Below are 18,584 nucleotides of genomic sequence, written 5' to 3'. Positions count from 1 at the left end.
GATACCGGCTGCAAAGCCTACTCGGCCAGCGCAGGATTAGCGCAGTGCGGCAACAAGCGAGCTAAATGGCGCCGGTCGAGCAATGTGATAACCCTGGACTTCGTCGCAGTGATACTCCGCGAGAACAGCCAGTTGCTCGGCGCTCTCCACGCCTTCGGCAACAACCTTAATACCCAGTGCATGGGCCATTTCAATAATGACCTTGATCACGGCTCGGTGTTTATCCTGAGTCAGGTCAGAGACAAAACTGCGATCGATTTTCAGCGTGTGTATGGGCAGTGTTGCCAAGTACTGCAGCGACGAGTAGCCCGTGCCAAAGTCGTCAAGGGCAACATTGACACCGAGGCTGGCGAGGGTTGCCAGCGTATCGTTAACCACCGAAGGCTCCAGCATCATCACGCTTTCGGTAATTTCTAACTCCAGGCGTCGATTGCTCGGCAGTTCGGCGACGGCATCGCGAAGGCTTGCCAGTAAGCGCGGGCTGGTAAATTGCGCCATCGATACGTTCACGGCAATGCAAAACGGCGCATCCCCGGGGATCTCGGCCAGGTGCCTGGCGGCTTGTTGGATCACCCAGTCGCCAAGGTCATTGATCACCTCGCTCTGTTCTGCAATCGCGATAAACTCGTCGGGCGGTATGGCCCCAAGCTCGGGATGCTGCCAGCGCAACAGGGCCTCAGCGCCGTTGATTGCGCCGTCGCGCAGCTGCTTCTTAGGCTGAAAGTGAAGCGTTAGTTGTTCGTATAGCGCGGTGCTTTGCAGTGCCGAGCGCAGACTGACATCGCGCTGCAGCCGGTCCCACAATTCGGGGTGATACTGGTTGATCTGGCTGTGTGGGTTGCGCACGGCAGCCGCCAGCTGTGCATGACGCAGGGCTTCTTCGGGCGTACCCGCTAATTCCGCCAGGCCGATGCCGATATCGAGGGCGATAAGGTGCTCTCCCCAGCTCATTTGTGCGCCGATCTGGCGAAGCAGGTGTCGGCTGCGTTTTTGCCAGAGTGTCGAGTCGGCAACGGCCAGCGGTAGAAAGAATTCGTTTTCGCCAACACGGCCAGTGAGCTTTTGCTGTTCGCTGACATAGCGCAGGCTGTTGGCGCAGTGTTGTAGCACCGCATCGCCAGCGCGATTGCCAAAAGCATCGCAGATCGCGCGATAGTTGTGCAGGCGGCAAATAAGCGCGCCGCGCGTTTCTCCCGCTGTGCTTGCCAGGGCGGTAATGCAGGCTTCGCGGTTTAGCAGGCCGGTAAGTGGGTCGCGCTTTACCGCATCCAGGTGCTGTTGAGCCTCAGTGTGGCCGCGACACAACAGGCTGAGGGTGCCCATTAGTAGCAGCCCCGCCACAAACCATAGTTGCCATGCAAAGTCCTGCCGCTCGGCCAGAAGCGCCAAAAACGGCAGGCCAAGCATCACCACATCCAGGCAAAACAGCGGGTAAAAACGCGCCAGCATGGGCATCGACATGGACAGAATCACAAACAAAAGCAGCATCACTAAAATCTGCTGCCACAGCGTTAAATGGTCGGCAAACGTCAAAAACAGGCAGCCCCAGGTAAGGTGTCCCAGGGCGCTGAGTGCCCCGTAAGGCACCAGCCAGTTTTTTACCGTGTTCGTGCAGCCATAGTGGCGGAATAATAGTGGAACAAGGGTGAGTCCGCCCTGTATACACAGCAGGGTACTCAACCAGCTGGTAATGAAATAGCGAGGAAGCTCCTGGCTCAGCAGGATCATCAGTGCGGTGGCGCCTGTTGCCGCCAGAATATGGATATAGCGCACATCCCGTAACAGGCGTGCGGCGGCTGCGTCGGAGTAGTAGTGGTTGAAAAAGCCGCGAAGGGCCATGGGTATGCTCCGTAGTGCTGCTGCGGGTCTGCGCTAATTGCCTTTACTGTATTGTAGGAACAAGGTGCCGAACTGTCATAATGATTTTACCGGGCTGTGAACTCTTGCCCATTGTCGCGACTGGTTTAGACTAGGGCGTTTGAGCCAAAGACAGTGAGAGATTATGCGTGTAGCTGAAGCCGTAAAAGCCCGACGTTCCATTCGGGGCTTTAAGCCCGACCCGGTGCCTGAAGAACTGTTGCGTGAAATTTTGGATATTGCCCGCCACGCCCCCTCAAACTGCAATACCCAGCCCTGGCATATCACGGTGGTGAGTGGCGAGGCGCGCAACAAGCTGGAAGATGCCATTGTCACAGAAATTCTCAGTGGCAAGGTACCCTCGCCCGCCTTTAAACCCGGCGATGCCGATTTGGAAGGCGTGTATAAAGAGCGGCAATTCGACTGCGCGATGACCTACTACGGCACCATGGGCATTGAGCGCCACGAAAAAGACAAGCGTCAGGCCCTAATGTTGAAGAACTGGCAGTTCTTCGGCGCCCCGCACGTCGCATTTATTTCTATGCCCACCGGCATGGGTTCGGTCAACGCCATCGATATTGGCATATACCTGCAGACGCTAATGTTACTGCTCGTCGATTACGGCCTGGCCAGCATCCCCCAGGGCGCGCTCGCCTTTTTTCCCGATCCGGTCAAAGAGATCGCCAACCTGCCTGAGGGGCACGGCATTATCTGCGGCCTGTCTTTCGGCTACGAGCAGCCCGGTGAGCAGATCAACAAGGTGATTATGGATCGCGCGCCGCTGGAGGATGTCGCCACGCTGATTTCCTAGCGCCCGGGGTCGTCAATGCCTTTTGGGTTGGGCCCGAAGGCATTGTCGCCGGGCTGGCTGTCGAGCACGGTAAACACCAGCATAATCAGGGGGCCCAGCAACGGAATGAAGATCACAAGCAGCCACCACGCGCTGCGGCCGATATCGTGCAGGCGGCGCGCAGCGTAGCCGATCGATGGCAACAACACCGCCAAGCCGTACAAGCCGCTAAACAGCCCGGCGCCAATTTCGGCATTGCCCAGGCCCAAAGCGCTGTCGATTATGCTTAGCGCCATGCTGATCAATATATTGAACAGCACAAAAAACCAATATTCGCGCCGCCGTGAGCGACCGCTAAAGTCGGCGTAATGTCGCCATGCGTTTATATAGCAGTCGAAGGGGCTGCGAAGGTTGGCGCTTTGTGGTTCCATTGTTGTCTCCCTGACAAGGCTGTTAGCGATTCGCGATCAGTCCAATTGTGCAACGATCTGTGTTCGCTTTCCTAGCCTTGTATGCGGCTCGTCAGCCCTAGAAAGTTTCCGCGACCAGCCGCTGAGTTACCTCTGCAGCGGACATAACGCGACAGTCTTGCAGAGCGGTTCCGGCCCATAGCGGCGAAAAGTCGTCTCGGTTTTGCGCTTCTGCTGCCGCGCGTAGCGGCGCAAGCAGGCCGCTGCAAAGTGGGAAGGCGGGCAGGTCGTCGCGAAGTGCCCCCAGGGTTTGCATGAGCTGGTTGCTCAGTCCGCGCGCCGGTCGTCCGGAGAATACATTTGTCAGCTGGGTTGCCTCAGCTGTGGAGGCATCGGCTGCCGATGTTATGGCGTGGCGGTGGACCGCAGAGGTTTTTGCCTCCGGGCACAACAAATAGGCGGTGCCAGCCTGTACGGCATTGGCGCCCGAGGCAATGGCGAGGCGAACCGCAGAGGCGGTGCTAAGGCCGCCAGCCGCAATAAGTGGCAGCGAAATTTTATCTCGGCAAGCTTCCAATAGCTTCAGTGTGGGCATCTGCCCCGCCAGGTCGCCGCGCAGGAAGTGACCGCGGTGCCCTCCTGCCTCCAGTCCCTGCAAGATAATGGCGTCTACCCCTTCACTCTGCAGATGCACTGCCTCATCGACGGTGCAGGCGGTTGAAATAACGGCGCTGCCCCAGCTTTTTATTTGGCGCAGCAAAGCGGCTTTCGGCAATCCGAAGTGGAAACTCACTACCGGTGGCCGATACGCGGCCAGCAACTCTGCCTGCGCCGCACTGTAGGGTTGGCGGCTGGCAGGTGTCATTGGGTCGGGTGGGGCGATTTCCCACGCTTCGTAAAAAGGTTGCAATAGCTGCTGCCAGTGCTGGAGTTTCTCGGCATTGCGAGTGAGCTCGGCTGCTGCTGCATCGTGGCAAAAGAAATTGAGGTTATAGCTCCCCAAGCTCCGCAATGCCTGGAGTTCCTGCTCCAGCTTATCGAGGCTCAGCATGGCACAGGGCAGCGAACCCAGCCCGCCGGCACGGCCGACGGCCAGCGCGAGTTCACTGTCTTGCGAACCCGCCATCGGTGCTTGAATCACTGGGTGGCGAAAATGCGCATTACCTAGCTGGAACATAAACTCTCCTGTTGGTTGGCGCTCGGGTATTACGCCTGACGGGTACCTGTGCAGCATGGGGTGTTCGAGCTTGATTGAAAACCGGTTTCGCCCACGTTTTTTAGGACTTGCTTGTCAATGAGTAGGCCATCGGCTATAAATATTTAGTGCGCTGCTAAATATTGCCCCTGTGTGATTTTAGTGCGCAAGCGGTTGTCGACGGAAGGGAAGCCAGAGAACAGCCACGTTACACGCCCTCATATAAATCAAGGACGAGTCCTATGACGCAGCCGCGTTTTCAGCCTCAACACAGAGTATCGCTAATTTGGCGTCGCGATGCTGTGGCTGTCTGTACCGACCGTCCGCATGTTGTACTGGAGAATAGCAATGAATAAGAATTGGATTCTGGCTTCCGCCATCACTGCCACGCTAGCCGCCTGTGGCGGCGGTGGTAGCAGCAGTGGAGGTGGTAGCAGCTCGCCGGGCACTGTCAGCGGTGGTGCGTCTAAAGGTATTGTTATCGGTGGTGTGGTTAACGCCTACGCCATTGCCGACGATGGCTCGGTAGACAAAAGCAGCAGCGTTGCTGAACCAGCCACAACGGCGGACGATGGCAGCTATTCTCTGACCCTTAATCGCAATTACCAGGGCGGCGCTCTGCTGATAGAAATTACCGCAGAAGATGGCACCACCATGCGCTGTGACTTGGCGGTTTGCCAGCGTGACAGCCAAGGCACGCCAACGGTTAGCTTCGGCGATGATTACCCATTGGCGGCCGACTTTAGCATGCAGGCCATGCTGCCTTCTGCCTCGGGTACTGTGTCAGCCAGCATCACTCCTCTCACTAGCGCCGCGGCCGCACTGGGTTTGCAGAAAGTCGCCGCTGGTGCACGTGCAGGAGACGCAGCCATTGCAGCCAATGCCCAGGTGGCCAATAAACTTGGCCTGGCAAGCAGCGACTTGCTGAGTCAGCCAATTGTCGACATTACCAATGCCGAGTCACTGAATGCGGCGGGCAAAGAGGCGCTGGAATACAACGTGAAAGCCGCAGCGGCCATTGCCGCCGCGCTGGCAGACGGGCGCATTGAAGACGCCCTCACGGCATTTGCCAATCAGTATAAGTCGACGGGGATGGCCGACAAAGAGGACGGCGACCCCTCTGTTTCTGTGGAAGAGCTGCTCGAAGCTGCTCAGGAATTGATGGATAAAGTCGCCGAGGTCGACGGGGCAGACAATGAAGATATTGATGCACTAGCCACTGAGATTGATGTTGAAGAGGGCGATGCGGAAACCAACGGTTCGACGACACCCAGTCAGGGTGATGTGCCTGATGATGTCGGCTCGCAGGGCTTGCAGGCGAGCAAGGCCTTCGTTAAGCAGCTGCGCAATGTTGGCACGGCCGCCTTCCTAGAACCAGAGGGTGAAGACGGCGAGGCCTTGACTGGTTTTGCCAAGCAAGTGGGTATGGCCAGCGATGTGTTGTCCACTGACGCCTCTGCCGTTGTGGAAGCGGCGGCGATGGGATTGAACGCCATTTCCTATGCCTTTGAGGCGGTGCAAGATGCCAAGGCGGATGAAGAGCCGCTGCCCGAAAGTTTCGAGCAAGAGGGTGTCACCGTTGCCATTGCACAAGTGGAAGGCGGCATTCGCTACAGCGTCGATCAAACCATTAACGGTGCGGCGGTTGTATTGACGGCGCTGGATGACTCGGAGATCGATGAGCAAAGCACCGAGACCACCGAGTTCACCCCTGCTGAGCAAGAGCAGGCTGGTGAGGTGAAAACCGCGCGTGCGGTGGCCATTGAAGGCCCGCAGAATGGCACCACGGAAACCACCGAATCTGGCACGTCGGAAATTACGGCGGATATGCAGCTTAGCGGCTCAGCCAGCACGGATACCGTGACCTTTACCATCGCCGAAGGCTCGCTTTTTGAAGGCAGCCTGGTCGGGGAGTGGAGCGGCAGCGAAACCGACACTCAGTCAGCAAACGGCTACCAGTATGACGGCCAATATACCGACGAATTCACCGTTACCAATTTGCGCGCCATTATCAATGGCAGTTTGGAAACAGCGCTGGAAGGTGAGCAGACGGTGACGTTCAGCGGCGGCCTGGAGCTTGGCGTTGAGCGTTTCGACTCTGACTACTCTGAGGAGTGGGGAGACCAGTCCAATTGGCAAGAGGCAAGCGGTAGCGGCTACGACAATAGCCAAAGCACGGTAATGGTTGATGGCTTTGAACTCACACTGTCGGGTTCCATTGCCGACAACGACGGTGATGCCTTCAACGCCAGCCTGGCTCTGCAAGCTGACGGTATCCACGAGGTTTGCACAGACGAGTATAGCTACTCCTATTCGATGGATGAGCCCTACCAGTGGGATGCCAGCTACGATTGCAGCTTGCAGGAAAGCGCTGAGCAATACGCCAGTGCCGCCATTGCAGTCAGCTTTGATATCGCGCTGGACGGCGTAGCCGACTTTGTGAAGCTCACAGCGACGGGAACCCGCACCGGCCTTGAAGAAGCTGATCTGGATGTTGAGCTTGCCTACAGTGGCAATACGCTGATAATTGCCCACACCGCAGACCTCTCCGAGGATGCGCCTGAGGGTGGCAGCGTTACCGTTAGCAACCACAACGATGTGGTTATGACCCTGACGGAAGATGCCGACGGCGAACTGAGCGGTACCATTGAGCAGGACGGCGTAAAATATGCCGACATAGATGAAGACGCCGGCGCGCCGGTTATCACCTATACTGATGGCGAGTTTGAATCGTTCTAAGTAAGCGCGTTAAATAAACGTAAACAGGGAGGCCTAGCCTCCCTTTTCTATTTCTTACACAGAGCGTTTACCGTGAAAGCGCAAACCCATACACGTACATACTCAGTAATCGTATTGCTGGCAGGGCTACTTAGCATGCCGCTCAGCCATGCCGAAAATGCTTTTTATTTCCAAGCAGAATCCGATGCCTATAGCGAAATCGCGCCGATAAAGCAGCTATTAGATGACCTAAACGGTCCGCGCTTCAGTCGAGGCGATCTCGCCTTCACTCACAATAAATTTGAAGTCGGCGAACGCGACGGCAACTGGGAAGTGAGCGCCTTTTATCGCTATGACTACTTCCTGGAATTCAGCAATGACACCGCAGAAGTCGCCTATGCTGATAAAAACGACAAAGAACTGGATAAGCAGCGTAACTATCACCTGTATATCGAGCCCAACCACTTGCGCGCTAAGGGCTTAGGGCTTGGCTATTATTTTTCGCTACCGGGTAAGGCCAAACTGAAACTGCGCGCCAACTACCTCCGTGCGGAAGAGCTGACCGATGGCACGCTGAGTGGCCAGCTGCGCACCCTTGAAGACAAGGTCGAGGCCGATCTTGTCCTCGACTACAACTATTCCCGAGATGCCTTGCTAAAGCGCGAAGAGGAAAATGTCCGAGGCAATGGCCTCAGCCTCGACCTTGACCTGAGCTGGCCATTTGCCGAGCGATGGACGCTGGATGTGCGTGCCCGCGACCTGGTGTCAGAGATCCGTTGGCGAGATGTTACCTACACGCGAGCCACAGCCATAAGCGATACCGTAAGCTACGACGATCAGGGCTTTATCGACGTAAAGCCGACGGTGTCGGGGATTGAGTCCTATCGCGACCACAGTCAGACCCTGCCCCGCCGGATTGCCGCCATGCTTAGCCATCAATGGCGCGGCAGTGTGCAACTCACTGCTGGACTGCGCAGTGTCGACAAATACCTGTTCCCACAGCTTCATGCGTCTTGGGTGAGTAGCGGGACGCAGTGGCAGCTGGGGGTGGATATAGAACAGCAGGCGCTGATGCTGGGTGTAAATTATCAGGGCTTGAAATTAGACCTAAAAAGCGACGCCATCAAACCGAGTGATGCGAAAGCTTTCGGTTTAAGTTTGAGTTACACGTGGCGGCTTTAGGCGGCAGATCAACGGTTTTGTTTTGCCTGCTGCCCTGACCGCGATTCGCGGCGTTTACTCGCCTTAATTCTTACATTCTTAAGCCGTCGTCAGCCAAACAAAAAGCCCCGCGAAAGCGGGGCTTGTTAGTTTTACGCTGGCAGGTTGGTGTAACCCAGTTCGTGGAAGGTTTGTAGCAGCTCGCGGTGTCCGAATGCCCCTGTGGCGCTTTGGAAACCGGCGGCTTTGAGTTGGCCGTTGAGCAGGCGTTGGGCGGCCTCGGCGCAGATTTCACCAGTAAAGGTATACGGAGCGTTCAGCGACAGCGGGAACACCGTCGTCACTTGTCGGCCCTGACCAATACAGGTGATCACGGTGCGGTGCAGGTCGCGATCGTCTTTGGGTGGCTCGGCGGGGGTCATTTCATCGCCGTAGCGGTTGGTGAGCTCTTCCTTCTCTTCCTGACTCATGCCCTTGGATTCTTCGTTGAAGCGATGGATAACCGCAACGACGTTTTCGATGATTTCATCACCGAAAGCGGTCAGTACGCGACAGTTGCGCACGCGGTCGTCGTGCTCGTACCAAGCGGGCTCACAGCCACCGCTCCAGGGCAGGGCCAGCACCGGCTGCGACAGGTGGGGAACGCAAACAGTGAAGTGACGGTCGCCCTGCCACTCAACCATTTCGCCCTCTTTAATCATGTACTGCGGGTTGTTTACCATGCGCAGGAAGGATTTGGTTGAGGCCTGCGAAGGCAGCGCGTTATTGATCTGGTAGGTAATGTCGAGAGTGTCGACGCCTTCGGTTTCCAGTACAACTTCAGCGGCCAGGGCACCCGCTGCCCACATGTAGGAGTTGGCGGGGTTGAGCAACAGGTTTTTGTCGGCGAAAGCCTTGCCGTATTTGTCGCGAACGGCGATCACGAAGTCTTGCTCGCCAGTGGTGTCCAGGTAGTGGCAGTTGTTTTCCAGGCAGGCTTCAACCACCGGCCATGCCAGCTGCATGAAGGGGCCGGCAACGTTGATAACCACTTCCACTTTTGCAAACAGTGGCGCCAATTCGGCTTTGTCGTTGCTGGCGCGAACGATGGTGGCGGGGGCTTTGTGGCCCAGTCGCTCTTCCACGATGGCGAGGGCGTCTTCGAGTTTTTGCTGGTTGCGACCAACAAAGTAGAAGGGCAGGTTGCGCTGCGCCAGGCACTCGGCCACGAGTTTGCCGGTGTAACCGCTTGCGCCATAGATGAGAATTTTGGGTGCTTCTGACATGGTCTTGCTCCTGTAATTTTTGTTTTTCAGTGAGTACTTGGCCACGCCGCCTGAGCGGCGATTTGCGTCGCTAATTACGTTAATTAAGTGATGCTCTCGTCTGAATGCGAAATGAGGACAGCTATTTGCGAAATGAGGACAGCGATGCTAGCGTGAGCAAAAAATCGGTGACCCATGAAGCCCAAATACCACTCTGCCAAAACCATTCTTGCGCCGTTGATGAAGCTGCGCAGCGAGGGCATTTCTGTCGCGCAGTCGCTCACAGCCACGGGTTTGTCGCTGTCGATCCTGGAGCGCCCGGAACAGCACGTTAACCTCAGTCAGGAGCTGACCTTCCTGCGCAACCTGCGCCGGGTGAGCGGTGACCCCGGTATTGGTTTGTATGTGGGCAGTTGCTATCCACTGAGCGTATTTGGCTTGTATGGCTACGCATTGATGAGTGCCTCGACAATGCGCGAGGCGCTGAAGTTGGCCTACCACTTTGTGGAGCTGAGTTTTGCGTTTTACGAGCATCACATGCGCGTTGAAGACGGCTTTGTGGTGATGGCCATGGCTGCCGATGACTACCACGCCGAAGATGTGCCGATGCTTAGTGAGCGGGAAATGACCGCCACTTTCATGATTTTGCGCGGCTTGCTGGGCGATGACTTCCACCCTGCTGAGGTGTGCTTTCGCCACGCCCGGCAGGTGGAGTTGAGTCGTTACCGGGATGTGTTTGGCGTGGCTCCCACGTTTGGCGCAACAGAGAACGCCATGCGTTTCTCCCTCGATGTATTGGAAACACCCTTGTTGCAGTGCGACAGCGATACCGCGGCGCTGTGCATCGACCGCTGCGAGCGCATCAAGGCGCGCCTGTCGGAAGAGCACAATATTGTTGATGAAGTGAGGGAAATGCTGTTGCTCAGGCCGGGTTACTTTCCGGGTATTGAGGCGGTGGCTGAAAAGTTAAATATCTCGGGACGCACGCTGCGGAGGCGGCTGAGTGCGAGCGGTAGTGGCTATCAAAAAATTGTTGATGACCTGCGCTATGAGTTGGCGCGGGAGTATTTACAGGGCACGGCAATGTCGATTGAGCAGGTGGCATCGCTGCTGGGCTATAGCGATGCCGCTCACTTTTGCCATGCCTTTCGGCGCTGGTCGGGCTGTCCGCCCTCTCAGTTTCGCGGCGCACCCGCAGCCTGACGGCGCTCGCCGGGGTTAACACCGGTCCAGCGTTTGTAGGCATGGCAAAAGCTGGATGAGTCCGCATAGCCGAGGCGCACGGCAATTTCTTCCAGCGTAAATGAGGTGGTTTGCAGGTACTCCACGGCCAGGTTTTTGCGCACGTCTTCCAGAATGGTTTTGTAGCTGCTGTCTTCCTGGCTGAGCTTGCGCTGCACCGTGCGAGCGGTCATGCCTAAGCGATCGGCGATGGTTTCCAGTGTAAAAATTTCCCGCGGTGATGACAGGATTTGATTGCGCACCACGTCCGAGAAGGTGTAATTCTTGGCCAGTTGTTCGCATATCTTTTCGCACTGGCTGTCGTAAATGCGGGCAGTTTCCGGTTCGGCCTGCAGCAATTCTTGGTACAGCAGCGCGCTGTCGAAGACATAGCAGTTTTCGGCAGCTTCGAAATACACTGGGCAGTTGAAATAGCGTCGGTACTCTTCTGCGTAGCTGGGTTCCGGCTGGCGTAAATGCACCTCGTGCACGGGAATGGGCTGGCCGAGGGCTTCCTTAAAAATAATATGCGAGGCGACCAGGCCGCGATCAATCATGTATTGGTGGCTGTCACCGAGGTCGCGCAGTGGTTCCAAACTGATATAGGCGCGGTCGTCGCGAATGGTGGTTATCCATTGCATATAGGTCCACGTCATCAGAATATTTTTATACAGCACCTGCATACCCTGAAGCAGGTTCTCGCTGGTCATCACCGCCAGTCCCAATAAGCCATACGCCGACAGGTGATAGCGGCTGCCCACCACCAGTCCCAGCTCGGGCTTATCCAGTGCGCGAATCACCTCGGAGGTAAACCTCAATTCCTGCTGTGGGGTAAGTTGGTAGGTAGGGCTGTCCAAGGCTTCGGGTGGAATATTGGCTTTATCCAGCACCAGCAAGGGGTCTGCACCATGCTCCTTGAGCAGGGTAATCAGGGGGTTTAGACCGTAGCCAAGATGTCTGGCCGGCGGCACTGATAAAGAAGATCGAATCTCCATGAACACGTCACGCGCTGAAAATTGCTGTCGTAAATTAACAACCAGATTGTCTGCTGTAAACATCTAACTTTGCCGGGGCGCTGGCTACTATCCTCACATCGATATCGCTTACACATAACAAACATAACGAAGTAGAGGAAATGTCATGAACGATACCGCTCTTGCCACAGGCCCTGTGGATGTTGACTACCGCAACTTAGAAGCCCCTCTGTACCGCTGGCCCGCTACCCCCAAAAGCAAGCTGACCATCTCAGGTGCCGAGGCGAGTTTGCCCGAGCATATTGCTGAATTCCAACAAACCCTGCGCGACTTTGCGATTAACGTGGTGCGCCCCATTGGTATTGAACTGGATAAGCTGAGCCCGGAAGAGGTGATTGCCAAGGATTCGCGCTTTTGGGAATTCCGTGAGAAGTACTTGGAGCTGGGCGTAACGATTGAAGCCTTGTCAGAGATGCCGCCGCGCGAGGCCGCCCTGCTGTTTAGCATACTGTTTGAAGAGCTGGGCTATGGCGACGCCGGTCTGGCGATTTCTGTGGGTGCCGGTATTTTGCCGCAGTGGTTGTCTGCCAAATTTGGTCGCGCCGACCTGCTGGAAGAATTCCCCGACACGATGCTTGGCTGCTGGGGTATTACTGAGCCCGACCACGGTTCAGACATGCTCGACCCCAACGGCGCTGCCGCTCAGCCGGGTGGCAAGTACTGCCGCCCCAATCTGGTTGCAGATTTGACGGGCGACGACATTATTCTGAATGGCCAGAAAGCGGCGTGGGTTTCCAATGGCGTGATCGCCGACGTTTGTATTCTGTACTGCGCGGCCGACAGCGGTAATGGTGTTGATCCGCACAATGGCTGCGTGCTGGTTTTTCCGATGAACCTGCCGGGCATCTCTCGCGGCAAGCCGCTGGATAAAATGGGGCAGCGCGCGCTGAACCAGGGTGAAATTTTCTTCGACAACGTACGACTGCCACGCAAATATCTACTGGCTGGTCCTGAAGATTACCAGCGCGCGGTGTACTGCATTCACGCTGAAGCCAACGCACTGATGGGGGCTACTTTCACTGGCTTGGCGCAGGCGGCTGCGGACATGGCGCTGGACTACGCTCACGAGCGCGTTGCCGGTGGCACGCAGATTATTCATCACCAATCGGTGAAAAGCCGCCTCTTCCATATGTTCCGCAAGGTGGAGACCTCGCGCGCAGTGACGCGTCGTGCCCTCGACTACAACAACGACCCGGCAACGGCGATTCCCTCGCTGTGTTCAGCCATGTTCTCGAAAACCACCGGCACGCAACAGGCCTTTGAAGTGTGCAGCGATGCGCTACAAATATTCGGCGGCAATGGCCTGACTCGCGAGTACCCGATGGAAAAAATGCTCCGCGATGCCCGCGCATCAATGATTGAAGACGGCTGCAACGAAGTGCTCGCTATTAAGGGCGGCAGCTACTTGATCGACGAAGAAAAACTGGGCAACTAAGCCGGAGAACCCCGTGGAACAAAAAGCCTATATTGCGGGCGTCGGCATGACGCCCTTTGGGAATGCTATTGACCAGAGTTTGAGTCAGCTCGCCGGCGCTGCTATTCAGCAGGCGCTGCGCGATGCTGATGTGGAAGCCTCTGAGTTGAACGCCGCCTACATGGGAAATGGCGCGGCGGCGGTTATTACCGGCCAAGTCTGTGTGCCAGGCCAGGTGGTGCTGCGCAACATGGGCATTGGGCGCATCCCTGTTATCAATGTCGAAAATGCCTGCGCCACCTCGGCGACGGCCTTTCAGCAAGCCGCCACCATGATCAGCCTCGGCGTCTACGATGTGGTGCTGGTGTGTGGTTACGAAAAGCTCTATCACCAAGATAAAGAAAAAACCTTTTCGGTATTTACCGGCGCGGTGGATATCGACCAGATGGACAGTATTCGAGAAGGCCTGCAAGCCCGCAATGCCGCCATCGGCATGGACCTGGATATGAGCCAGGCCGGTATCAGTCGATCGCTGTTTATCGATATTTACGCCACCTGGGCGCGTGAACATATGCACCAGTATGGCACCACCCGTGAACAACTGGCGGCGGTGTCGGCGAAGAACTCGATTCACGGCAGCCTCAACCCGCTCTCCCAATTTCGCCACCGTATTACCGCCGAAGACGTCTTGTCGGCGCGTGCGATTGTCGACCCATTGACCTTGCCAATGTGCGCACCCATTGGCGATGGCGCGGCGGCGCTGGTCATGGTGAGTGAAAAGAAAGCGCGAGAGCTGGGTATGTCGCGCTGCGTGCGCGTACGCGCCTCTTCTCTGCACAGTGGTTGGGACCGCGTTGACGACGAGCCGGAAATGGTGCCGCAGGCCGCGGAAGCCATTTATCAGCAAGCGGGCATCGGCGCCGACGATATCGACTGCGTAGAGCTGCACGATGCTTCGGCGATCTCTGAAATTAAATACTACGAATACCTCGGCCTGTGTGCAGAAGGCGAAGGCGGCGACTTTGTCGCTCGCGGTGAATCCACGCTGGGCGGCCGCGTGCCGGTGAATACCTCGGGTGGGCTAATGCGCAAGGGTCACCCGATTGGCGCCACCGGTGCCGCCCAAATCGTCGAGTTGGTAACACAGCTGCGCGGCGAGGCGGGAGACCGACAAGTTCACGGCGCGAAGCATGCTCTGGCTGAAAACGGCGGCGGCTTCATTGGCAGCGACGCTGCTGCGCTGGTGTTAAGCATTTTGTCCAAAGAATAAGACTGTTGGGGGACACCATGAAAGATCAACGAATATTCGCCAATTTAATTGAGGCGAAAATGCAGCAACAGCCCGATCTGGACGTGCTGACATTTGTAAACATTAAACCCTGTGGTGGCTTTGAAGATGAAAAGCGAAGCTACCGCGATTTGTGGGAACAAGGCCAGCGAGTCAACCAGGCCTTGTTGGAGCAGAGCATGGAGCGCGGCAGTAGCTTTGCTTTAGTGATGCAAAACCACCCGGAATTTATCGACTGCATGGTTGGCAGCTCGCTGGCGGGCACGGTATACGTGCCGATTGATCCGCGTACCGGCGGCGACCGTTTGCGCTATATGCTGAGCTGGGCCGAGTGCTCGGGCGTGGTCTGTGCAGACTACTGCTTTAATAGCGTTTACCAGGTGTGTAAGGACATGCCGCAGATCCGCTGGATCTGGGTGATGGATACCGGCGAGAAGGTTAGCCTGCAATCGGCTGACGAGCGCGTGGCACGATACAGCGACGTGATTTCCGGTCCCTATGAAGAGCGTGCCTGTCGGGTAGAAAGCGCCGACGAGGTTATGCAAATGCTGTATACCTCTGGCACCACCGGCGACCCAAAAGCGATACGCGCGCCCTATACACGTTTTGATAATGTGGCATCGATCGGCCCCGCAATTGGGCTGAAGGAAGACGACAGGCCCTACACCGGCCTGTCGCTAACCCACGCTAACGCGCAACTGGTTACCCTGGGCAATGTGTTAAAAATGGGCCTGCGCGGGGTCATTAGCCGCAAGTTTAGTAAATCCCGTTTATGGGATATTTGCCGCCACTATGGCTGCACCATGTTTAACCTGCTCGGCGGCATGACCACGGCAATATACAGTGAGCCGCGCAAAGCCGACGATGCCGATAATCCGGTTCGCTATATTCTCAGTGCGGGTATGCCCGCCGCAATATGGGAAGATTTCAAACGTCGTTTCGACGTTGAGCTGTTCGAATTTTACGGGGCCGCCGAAGGTGGGATGACCTTTAATCCACCGGGTGGCCCCATCGGCAGTATCGGTAAGCCCCCCGCCAGCCTGATTGCCAAAGTCATCGACGAAGACGGCCGCGAATGCGCCCCGAATGAGCGCGGCGAAATTGTGTTCGAGGCGGCGCCAGGGCAACCCACACTGGCAGTAAGCTATTTTAAAAATCCAGAAGCATCGGCGAAGAAAGTACAAAACGGCGTGTTCTTTACCGGCGACATTGGTCACCGTGATGAGGACGGGTGGTTTTATTTCGACAGCCGTAAGGGTGATGAAATTCGCCGTAATGGCGAATTTATCGATACCGCAAAAATTGAAAAAACCATCGCCGAGTATCCCGATGTCGCCGATGTTTTTGTTTATGGTATTCCCGCCACCAGTGGTGTGCCCGGCGAGAAAGATGTCATTGCCGCGGTAGTGCCGGTGGATGTGTGTTTGTTCAGCCCGCAAAAACTACTCGATCACTGTCGAGCCGTGCTGGGTAGAACAGAGCTGCCGAGCTACATCCAGGTCATGTCAGAAATACCGAAAACCGCCTCGGAAAAACCGCAGGCGCGCTTCTGTTATCAGCTTTTCCAAGAGCAAAAAAATCATGTTTATGACTTCGCGTCATAGCTGGAAAACGCTGTCGTAAATTAACAGCAAAAGGGTCGGGAACAGGCATTACCGGCCTTTTAATAAGCGATTAATCTGACTGCTAATCACGTTCTCGTTGATACGTTAAAAAAAATAATACGCGGGAAAATTAATGACTAATTTTCCGCGATCTTGAAGGACCGGCAAGATGAATAATATAAGAGGCCGAATTGCAATGGCGGTGCTTGAGCACCGAATAATTGCTTCGATATTGTTTCTCGCAATAACCCTGTTCTTTGCCGCCGGTTTGAAAAATGTCCGTTTAGAAACCATTTTTTCAGACCTGCTTCCCAAGGACGACCCGTTTATTCATGTTTTTAAGGACCATCCGAATTTCGGTAATCCACTGACATTCACCTTGATGGTGAAGAATAAAAACGGCGATATATACAATGCTGAAACGCTGTCAAAAGTCTGGGATCTCACTCGCGACATAGACTTGTCGCCGGGGGTGGATCACGACCAGATACTATCGATCGCATCGGCAAAAGCGCGCTATGCAGAGGCGACGCCTTTCGGTATTGACGCCCAGCCTTTGATGGGTGATTCGGTGCCGGCAACGCCCGAAGAAGTGCAGCAATTTAAAGACAATGTTCGCAAGTCGCCGAATGCACGTCGGTTTCTTATTTCAGAAGACGAAACCGCAACATTGGTAACCGCAACATTTATTGAGCAGCGCCTGGACTACGGTGAGGCCTTCGCCTTTGTAAAAAAGCTGGCCGATGATGCGACGGATGCGAATCACGATGTATACATGGCGGGCCAGCCAGCACTGACCGGTTGGGTCTATGAATACCAGCATCAAATGATCGGTATTTTCGCCATTACCCTGAGTGCATTAGTCATCGCCCTGGTGCTGTATACGCAGAACATGGCGGGTGTTGTTACACCGATATTTGCCAGTATTGTGGCCGCGATCTGGGGCTTTGGTTTTGCCGGATGGATGAAGATGCCGATCGAGCCATTGTTGATGATTGTACCGCTGCTGTTGATCGCGCGTTCGTTTAGTCACTGCGTACAATTCACCGAGCGTTTCTATGAAATTTTCGATCAACTCGGCGACAAGGTAAAAGCCGCAGGTTTAACAACCAGCGTGATGATGGCGCCCTCTATTCTGGGCATTATCACCGACGCTGCGGGTATCTTCCTGATCTCTATCGCACCGATTCCGGCAATGGAACGCTTCGCGCTGTTCTGCGGTTTCTGGGCAATGATGTTAGCGCCGACTGGGGTATTTCTTGCGCCGCTGTTGCTGTCAGTGCTGCCTGAGCCGCGCAACCTGAAAAAGATTGTCAGCGATCATTCCGGTGGTTTTCACGGCAAGGTGAAAGCAGCACTAGCCAGTATTTCCCGCCTGTCCCAAGGTCGTATTGCTCCCTACACCATGATTGTGGTGATCGCGGTGGGTGTGTTCTCGCTGTACCACTCGATGCGTATTCAGATCGGTAATCCGGTGGAGGGCAGCAACCTGTTGTGGGAGGACTCTGAGTACAACGTATCGGTGGCCCAGATCAATAATCACTTCCCCGGTGTGAATACCCTCGAAGTGATCCTGGAGGCGAAGGGCGACAGCGGAAGCGATCGCGTGGCCAAACAAGCCGATGCGGTGGCAACGATGTTGCAGCTGCAGTCGATTATGGAATCGGGCGAGCACGCACCGCGGGCGACGTTGTCTTTTGCCGATTACTTAATGGATGCCAACCGGCTGATCTCCGGTGGCCACAGCAAGTGGTTGCCGCTGGACAATAACGACCGAGCCGTTAACGCTGCGGCGTCGGCAGTACTGATGGGAACGAGCCCCAAAGCGTTCTCGAATGTCGTGGACTTTGAATTGCAAAACTCCACTGTGTCCTTTTGGTATGCCGATAACAAACAAGACACCGTCGACAACGCGCTGGCGGCTGCGCGGGCGGCCGTGGAGCAAGTGGGTGCAGACCACGACGCTTTCACTGTGCGCCTCGGCAGCGGCACCATCGCTATCCAACAGGCCATTAACCATGTGGTAGAGCGTTACCACTGGTTGATTATGGGTTTGCTCAACCTGGTCATTTTGGCGGTGTCGAGCTATGCCTATCACTCGGTGGTTGCCGGTGTGGTACTGCTGATCCCGGTTAACCTGTCCAACATGATTTTAACCACCAGCATGTCGTTCATGGGCATTGGTCTGGACATCAACTCGCTGATGGTTGCTGCCATTGGTGTCGGCGTTGGTATCGACTACGGCATCTATCTGCTCAGCCGCATCTGTGAGGAATATCACGAGTGTGAGGACTATGGCGTGGCCATTACCTCAGCGCTGACCACTACCGGTAAAGCCATCATGTTCACCGCCAGCATCATGCTGCTGGGCATTCTCCCCTGGTACTTCCTGTCCGGCCTGAAATTCCTGGCCGACATGGGCTTGCTGCTGGTGCTGGTGATGCTGATCAACATGGTGATCGCGCTGGTAGTGCTGCCGTTGTTGGTGTGGGTAATGAAGCCGAAATTCGTGTCCAGCAAAGACATTCTGGTCTTGGGCGAGGGCATGGACATTAGCAAACTTTTAGAAGAAGACGAGCGCGCAGCCGTTCAGCAACGCGCTGCAATCAGGGCCGAGGCGGTCAGCTGAGCCTGAGCTGACCGACAAT

General features: G+C 55.8%; 13 protein-coding genes. 8 read left to right on the top strand and 5 right to left on the bottom strand.

Annotated elements, in window-relative coordinates:
- Positions 1 to 36 precede the first annotated feature (36 nt).
- Positions 37 to 1,839 (bottom strand): putative bifunctional diguanylate cyclase/phosphodiesterase, encoded by a 1,803-nt coding sequence (locus AC2Q8J_RS10240; RefSeq protein ID WP_424142599.1) that lies wholly within the window; start codon positions 1,837 to 1,839, stop codon positions 37 to 39.
- A 163-nt stretch (positions 1,840 to 2,002) separates the two neighbouring features.
- On the opposite strand from AC2Q8J_RS10240, the gene AC2Q8J_RS10235 reads away from it, so the two are divergent.
- On the top strand, positions 2,003 to 2,668 hold the full coding sequence (locus tag AC2Q8J_RS10235; protein ID WP_486451210.1) for a nitroreductase: 666 nt from the start codon (positions 2,003 to 2,005) through the stop codon (positions 2,666 to 2,668).
- Here the strand turns inward: AC2Q8J_RS10235 and AC2Q8J_RS10230 are convergent.
- Positions 2,665 to 3,078 (bottom strand): DUF805 domain-containing protein, encoded by a 414-nt coding sequence (locus AC2Q8J_RS10230; protein ID WP_424144484.1) that lies wholly within the window; start codon positions 3,076 to 3,078, stop codon positions 2,665 to 2,667. The genes AC2Q8J_RS10235 and AC2Q8J_RS10230 overlap by 4 nt on opposite strands.
- A gap of 97 nt (positions 3,079 to 3,175) precedes the next feature.
- Positions 3,176 to 4,234, bottom strand: a complete 1,059-nt coding sequence (locus tag AC2Q8J_RS10225) for an NAD(P)H-dependent flavin oxidoreductase (protein WP_486451209.1) — start codon at positions 4,232 to 4,234, stop codon at positions 3,176 to 3,178.
- Positions 4,235 to 4,600: 366 nt separating this feature from the next.
- On the opposite strand from AC2Q8J_RS10225, the gene AC2Q8J_RS10220 reads away from it, so the two are divergent.
- Together AC2Q8J_RS10220 and AC2Q8J_RS10215 are read left to right on the top strand one after the other, a co-directional pair.
- Positions 4,601 to 6,991, top strand: coding sequence for a hypothetical protein (locus AC2Q8J_RS10220; protein WP_486451208.1), 2,391 nt, complete (start codon positions 4,601 to 4,603; stop codon positions 6,989 to 6,991).
- A 72-nt stretch (positions 6,992 to 7,063) separates the two neighbouring features.
- Entirely contained in the window at positions 7,064 to 8,152 is a 1,089-nt protein-coding gene (locus tag AC2Q8J_RS10215) for a hypothetical protein (protein ID WP_424142602.1), read from the top strand.
- A gap of 131 nt (positions 8,153 to 8,283) precedes the next feature.
- Here AC2Q8J_RS10215 and AC2Q8J_RS10210 read toward each other — a convergent pair whose 3' ends face one another.
- On the bottom strand, positions 8,284 to 9,396 hold the full coding sequence (locus AC2Q8J_RS10210) for a saccharopine dehydrogenase family protein (protein ID WP_027873352.1): 1,113 nt from the start codon (positions 9,394 to 9,396) through the stop codon (positions 8,284 to 8,286).
- A gap of 174 nt (positions 9,397 to 9,570) precedes the next feature.
- On the opposite strand from AC2Q8J_RS10210, the gene AC2Q8J_RS10205 reads away from it, so the two are divergent.
- The gene (locus AC2Q8J_RS10205) at positions 9,571 to 10,578 is read left to right on the top strand and encodes an AraC family transcriptional regulator (protein ID WP_372878080.1); all 1,008 of its coding nucleotides are present in this window, start codon (positions 9,571 to 9,573) and stop codon (positions 10,576 to 10,578) included.
- On the opposite strand, the gene AC2Q8J_RS10200 is transcribed toward AC2Q8J_RS10205, so the two are convergent.
- A complete protein-coding gene (locus AC2Q8J_RS10200) occupies positions 10,551 to 11,654 on the bottom strand; it encodes an AraC family transcriptional regulator (RefSeq protein ID WP_486451207.1) in 1,104 nt (367 codons plus the stop codon). The genes AC2Q8J_RS10205 and AC2Q8J_RS10200 overlap by 28 nt on opposite strands.
- Positions 11,655 to 11,736: 82 nt before the next feature.
- Between AC2Q8J_RS10200 and AC2Q8J_RS10195 the strand changes: the two genes are divergently transcribed.
- The 4 genes from AC2Q8J_RS10195 (at position 11,737) to AC2Q8J_RS10180 (ending at position 18,565) form a co-directional block, all read left to right on the top strand.
- Entirely contained in the window at positions 11,737 to 13,065 is a 1,329-nt protein-coding gene (locus tag AC2Q8J_RS10195; protein ID WP_486451206.1) for an acyl-CoA dehydrogenase family protein, read from the top strand.
- A gap of 13 nt (positions 13,066 to 13,078) precedes the next feature.
- Positions 13,079 to 14,314, top strand: a complete 1,236-nt coding sequence (locus AC2Q8J_RS10190) for a thiolase family protein (protein ID WP_486451205.1) — start codon at positions 13,079 to 13,081, stop codon at positions 14,312 to 14,314.
- 17 nt (positions 14,315 to 14,331) lie between these two features.
- Complete coding sequence (locus AC2Q8J_RS10185; protein WP_372878074.1) at positions 14,332 to 15,936, top strand: AMP-binding protein; 1,605 nt, start codon at positions 14,332 to 14,334, stop codon at positions 15,934 to 15,936.
- 169 nt (positions 15,937 to 16,105) lie between these two features.
- A complete protein-coding gene (locus AC2Q8J_RS10180) occupies positions 16,106 to 18,565 on the top strand; it encodes an efflux RND transporter permease subunit (protein WP_286837504.1) in 2,460 nt (819 codons plus the stop codon).
- The last annotated feature ends 19 nt before the right edge of the window (positions 18,566 to 18,584 follow it).

Source organism: Spongiibacter sp. C9W (assembly GCF_057370015.1).
The sequence above is the reverse complement of the archived record's forward strand: the minus strand, read 5'-3'. Positions and strand labels throughout refer to the sequence as shown.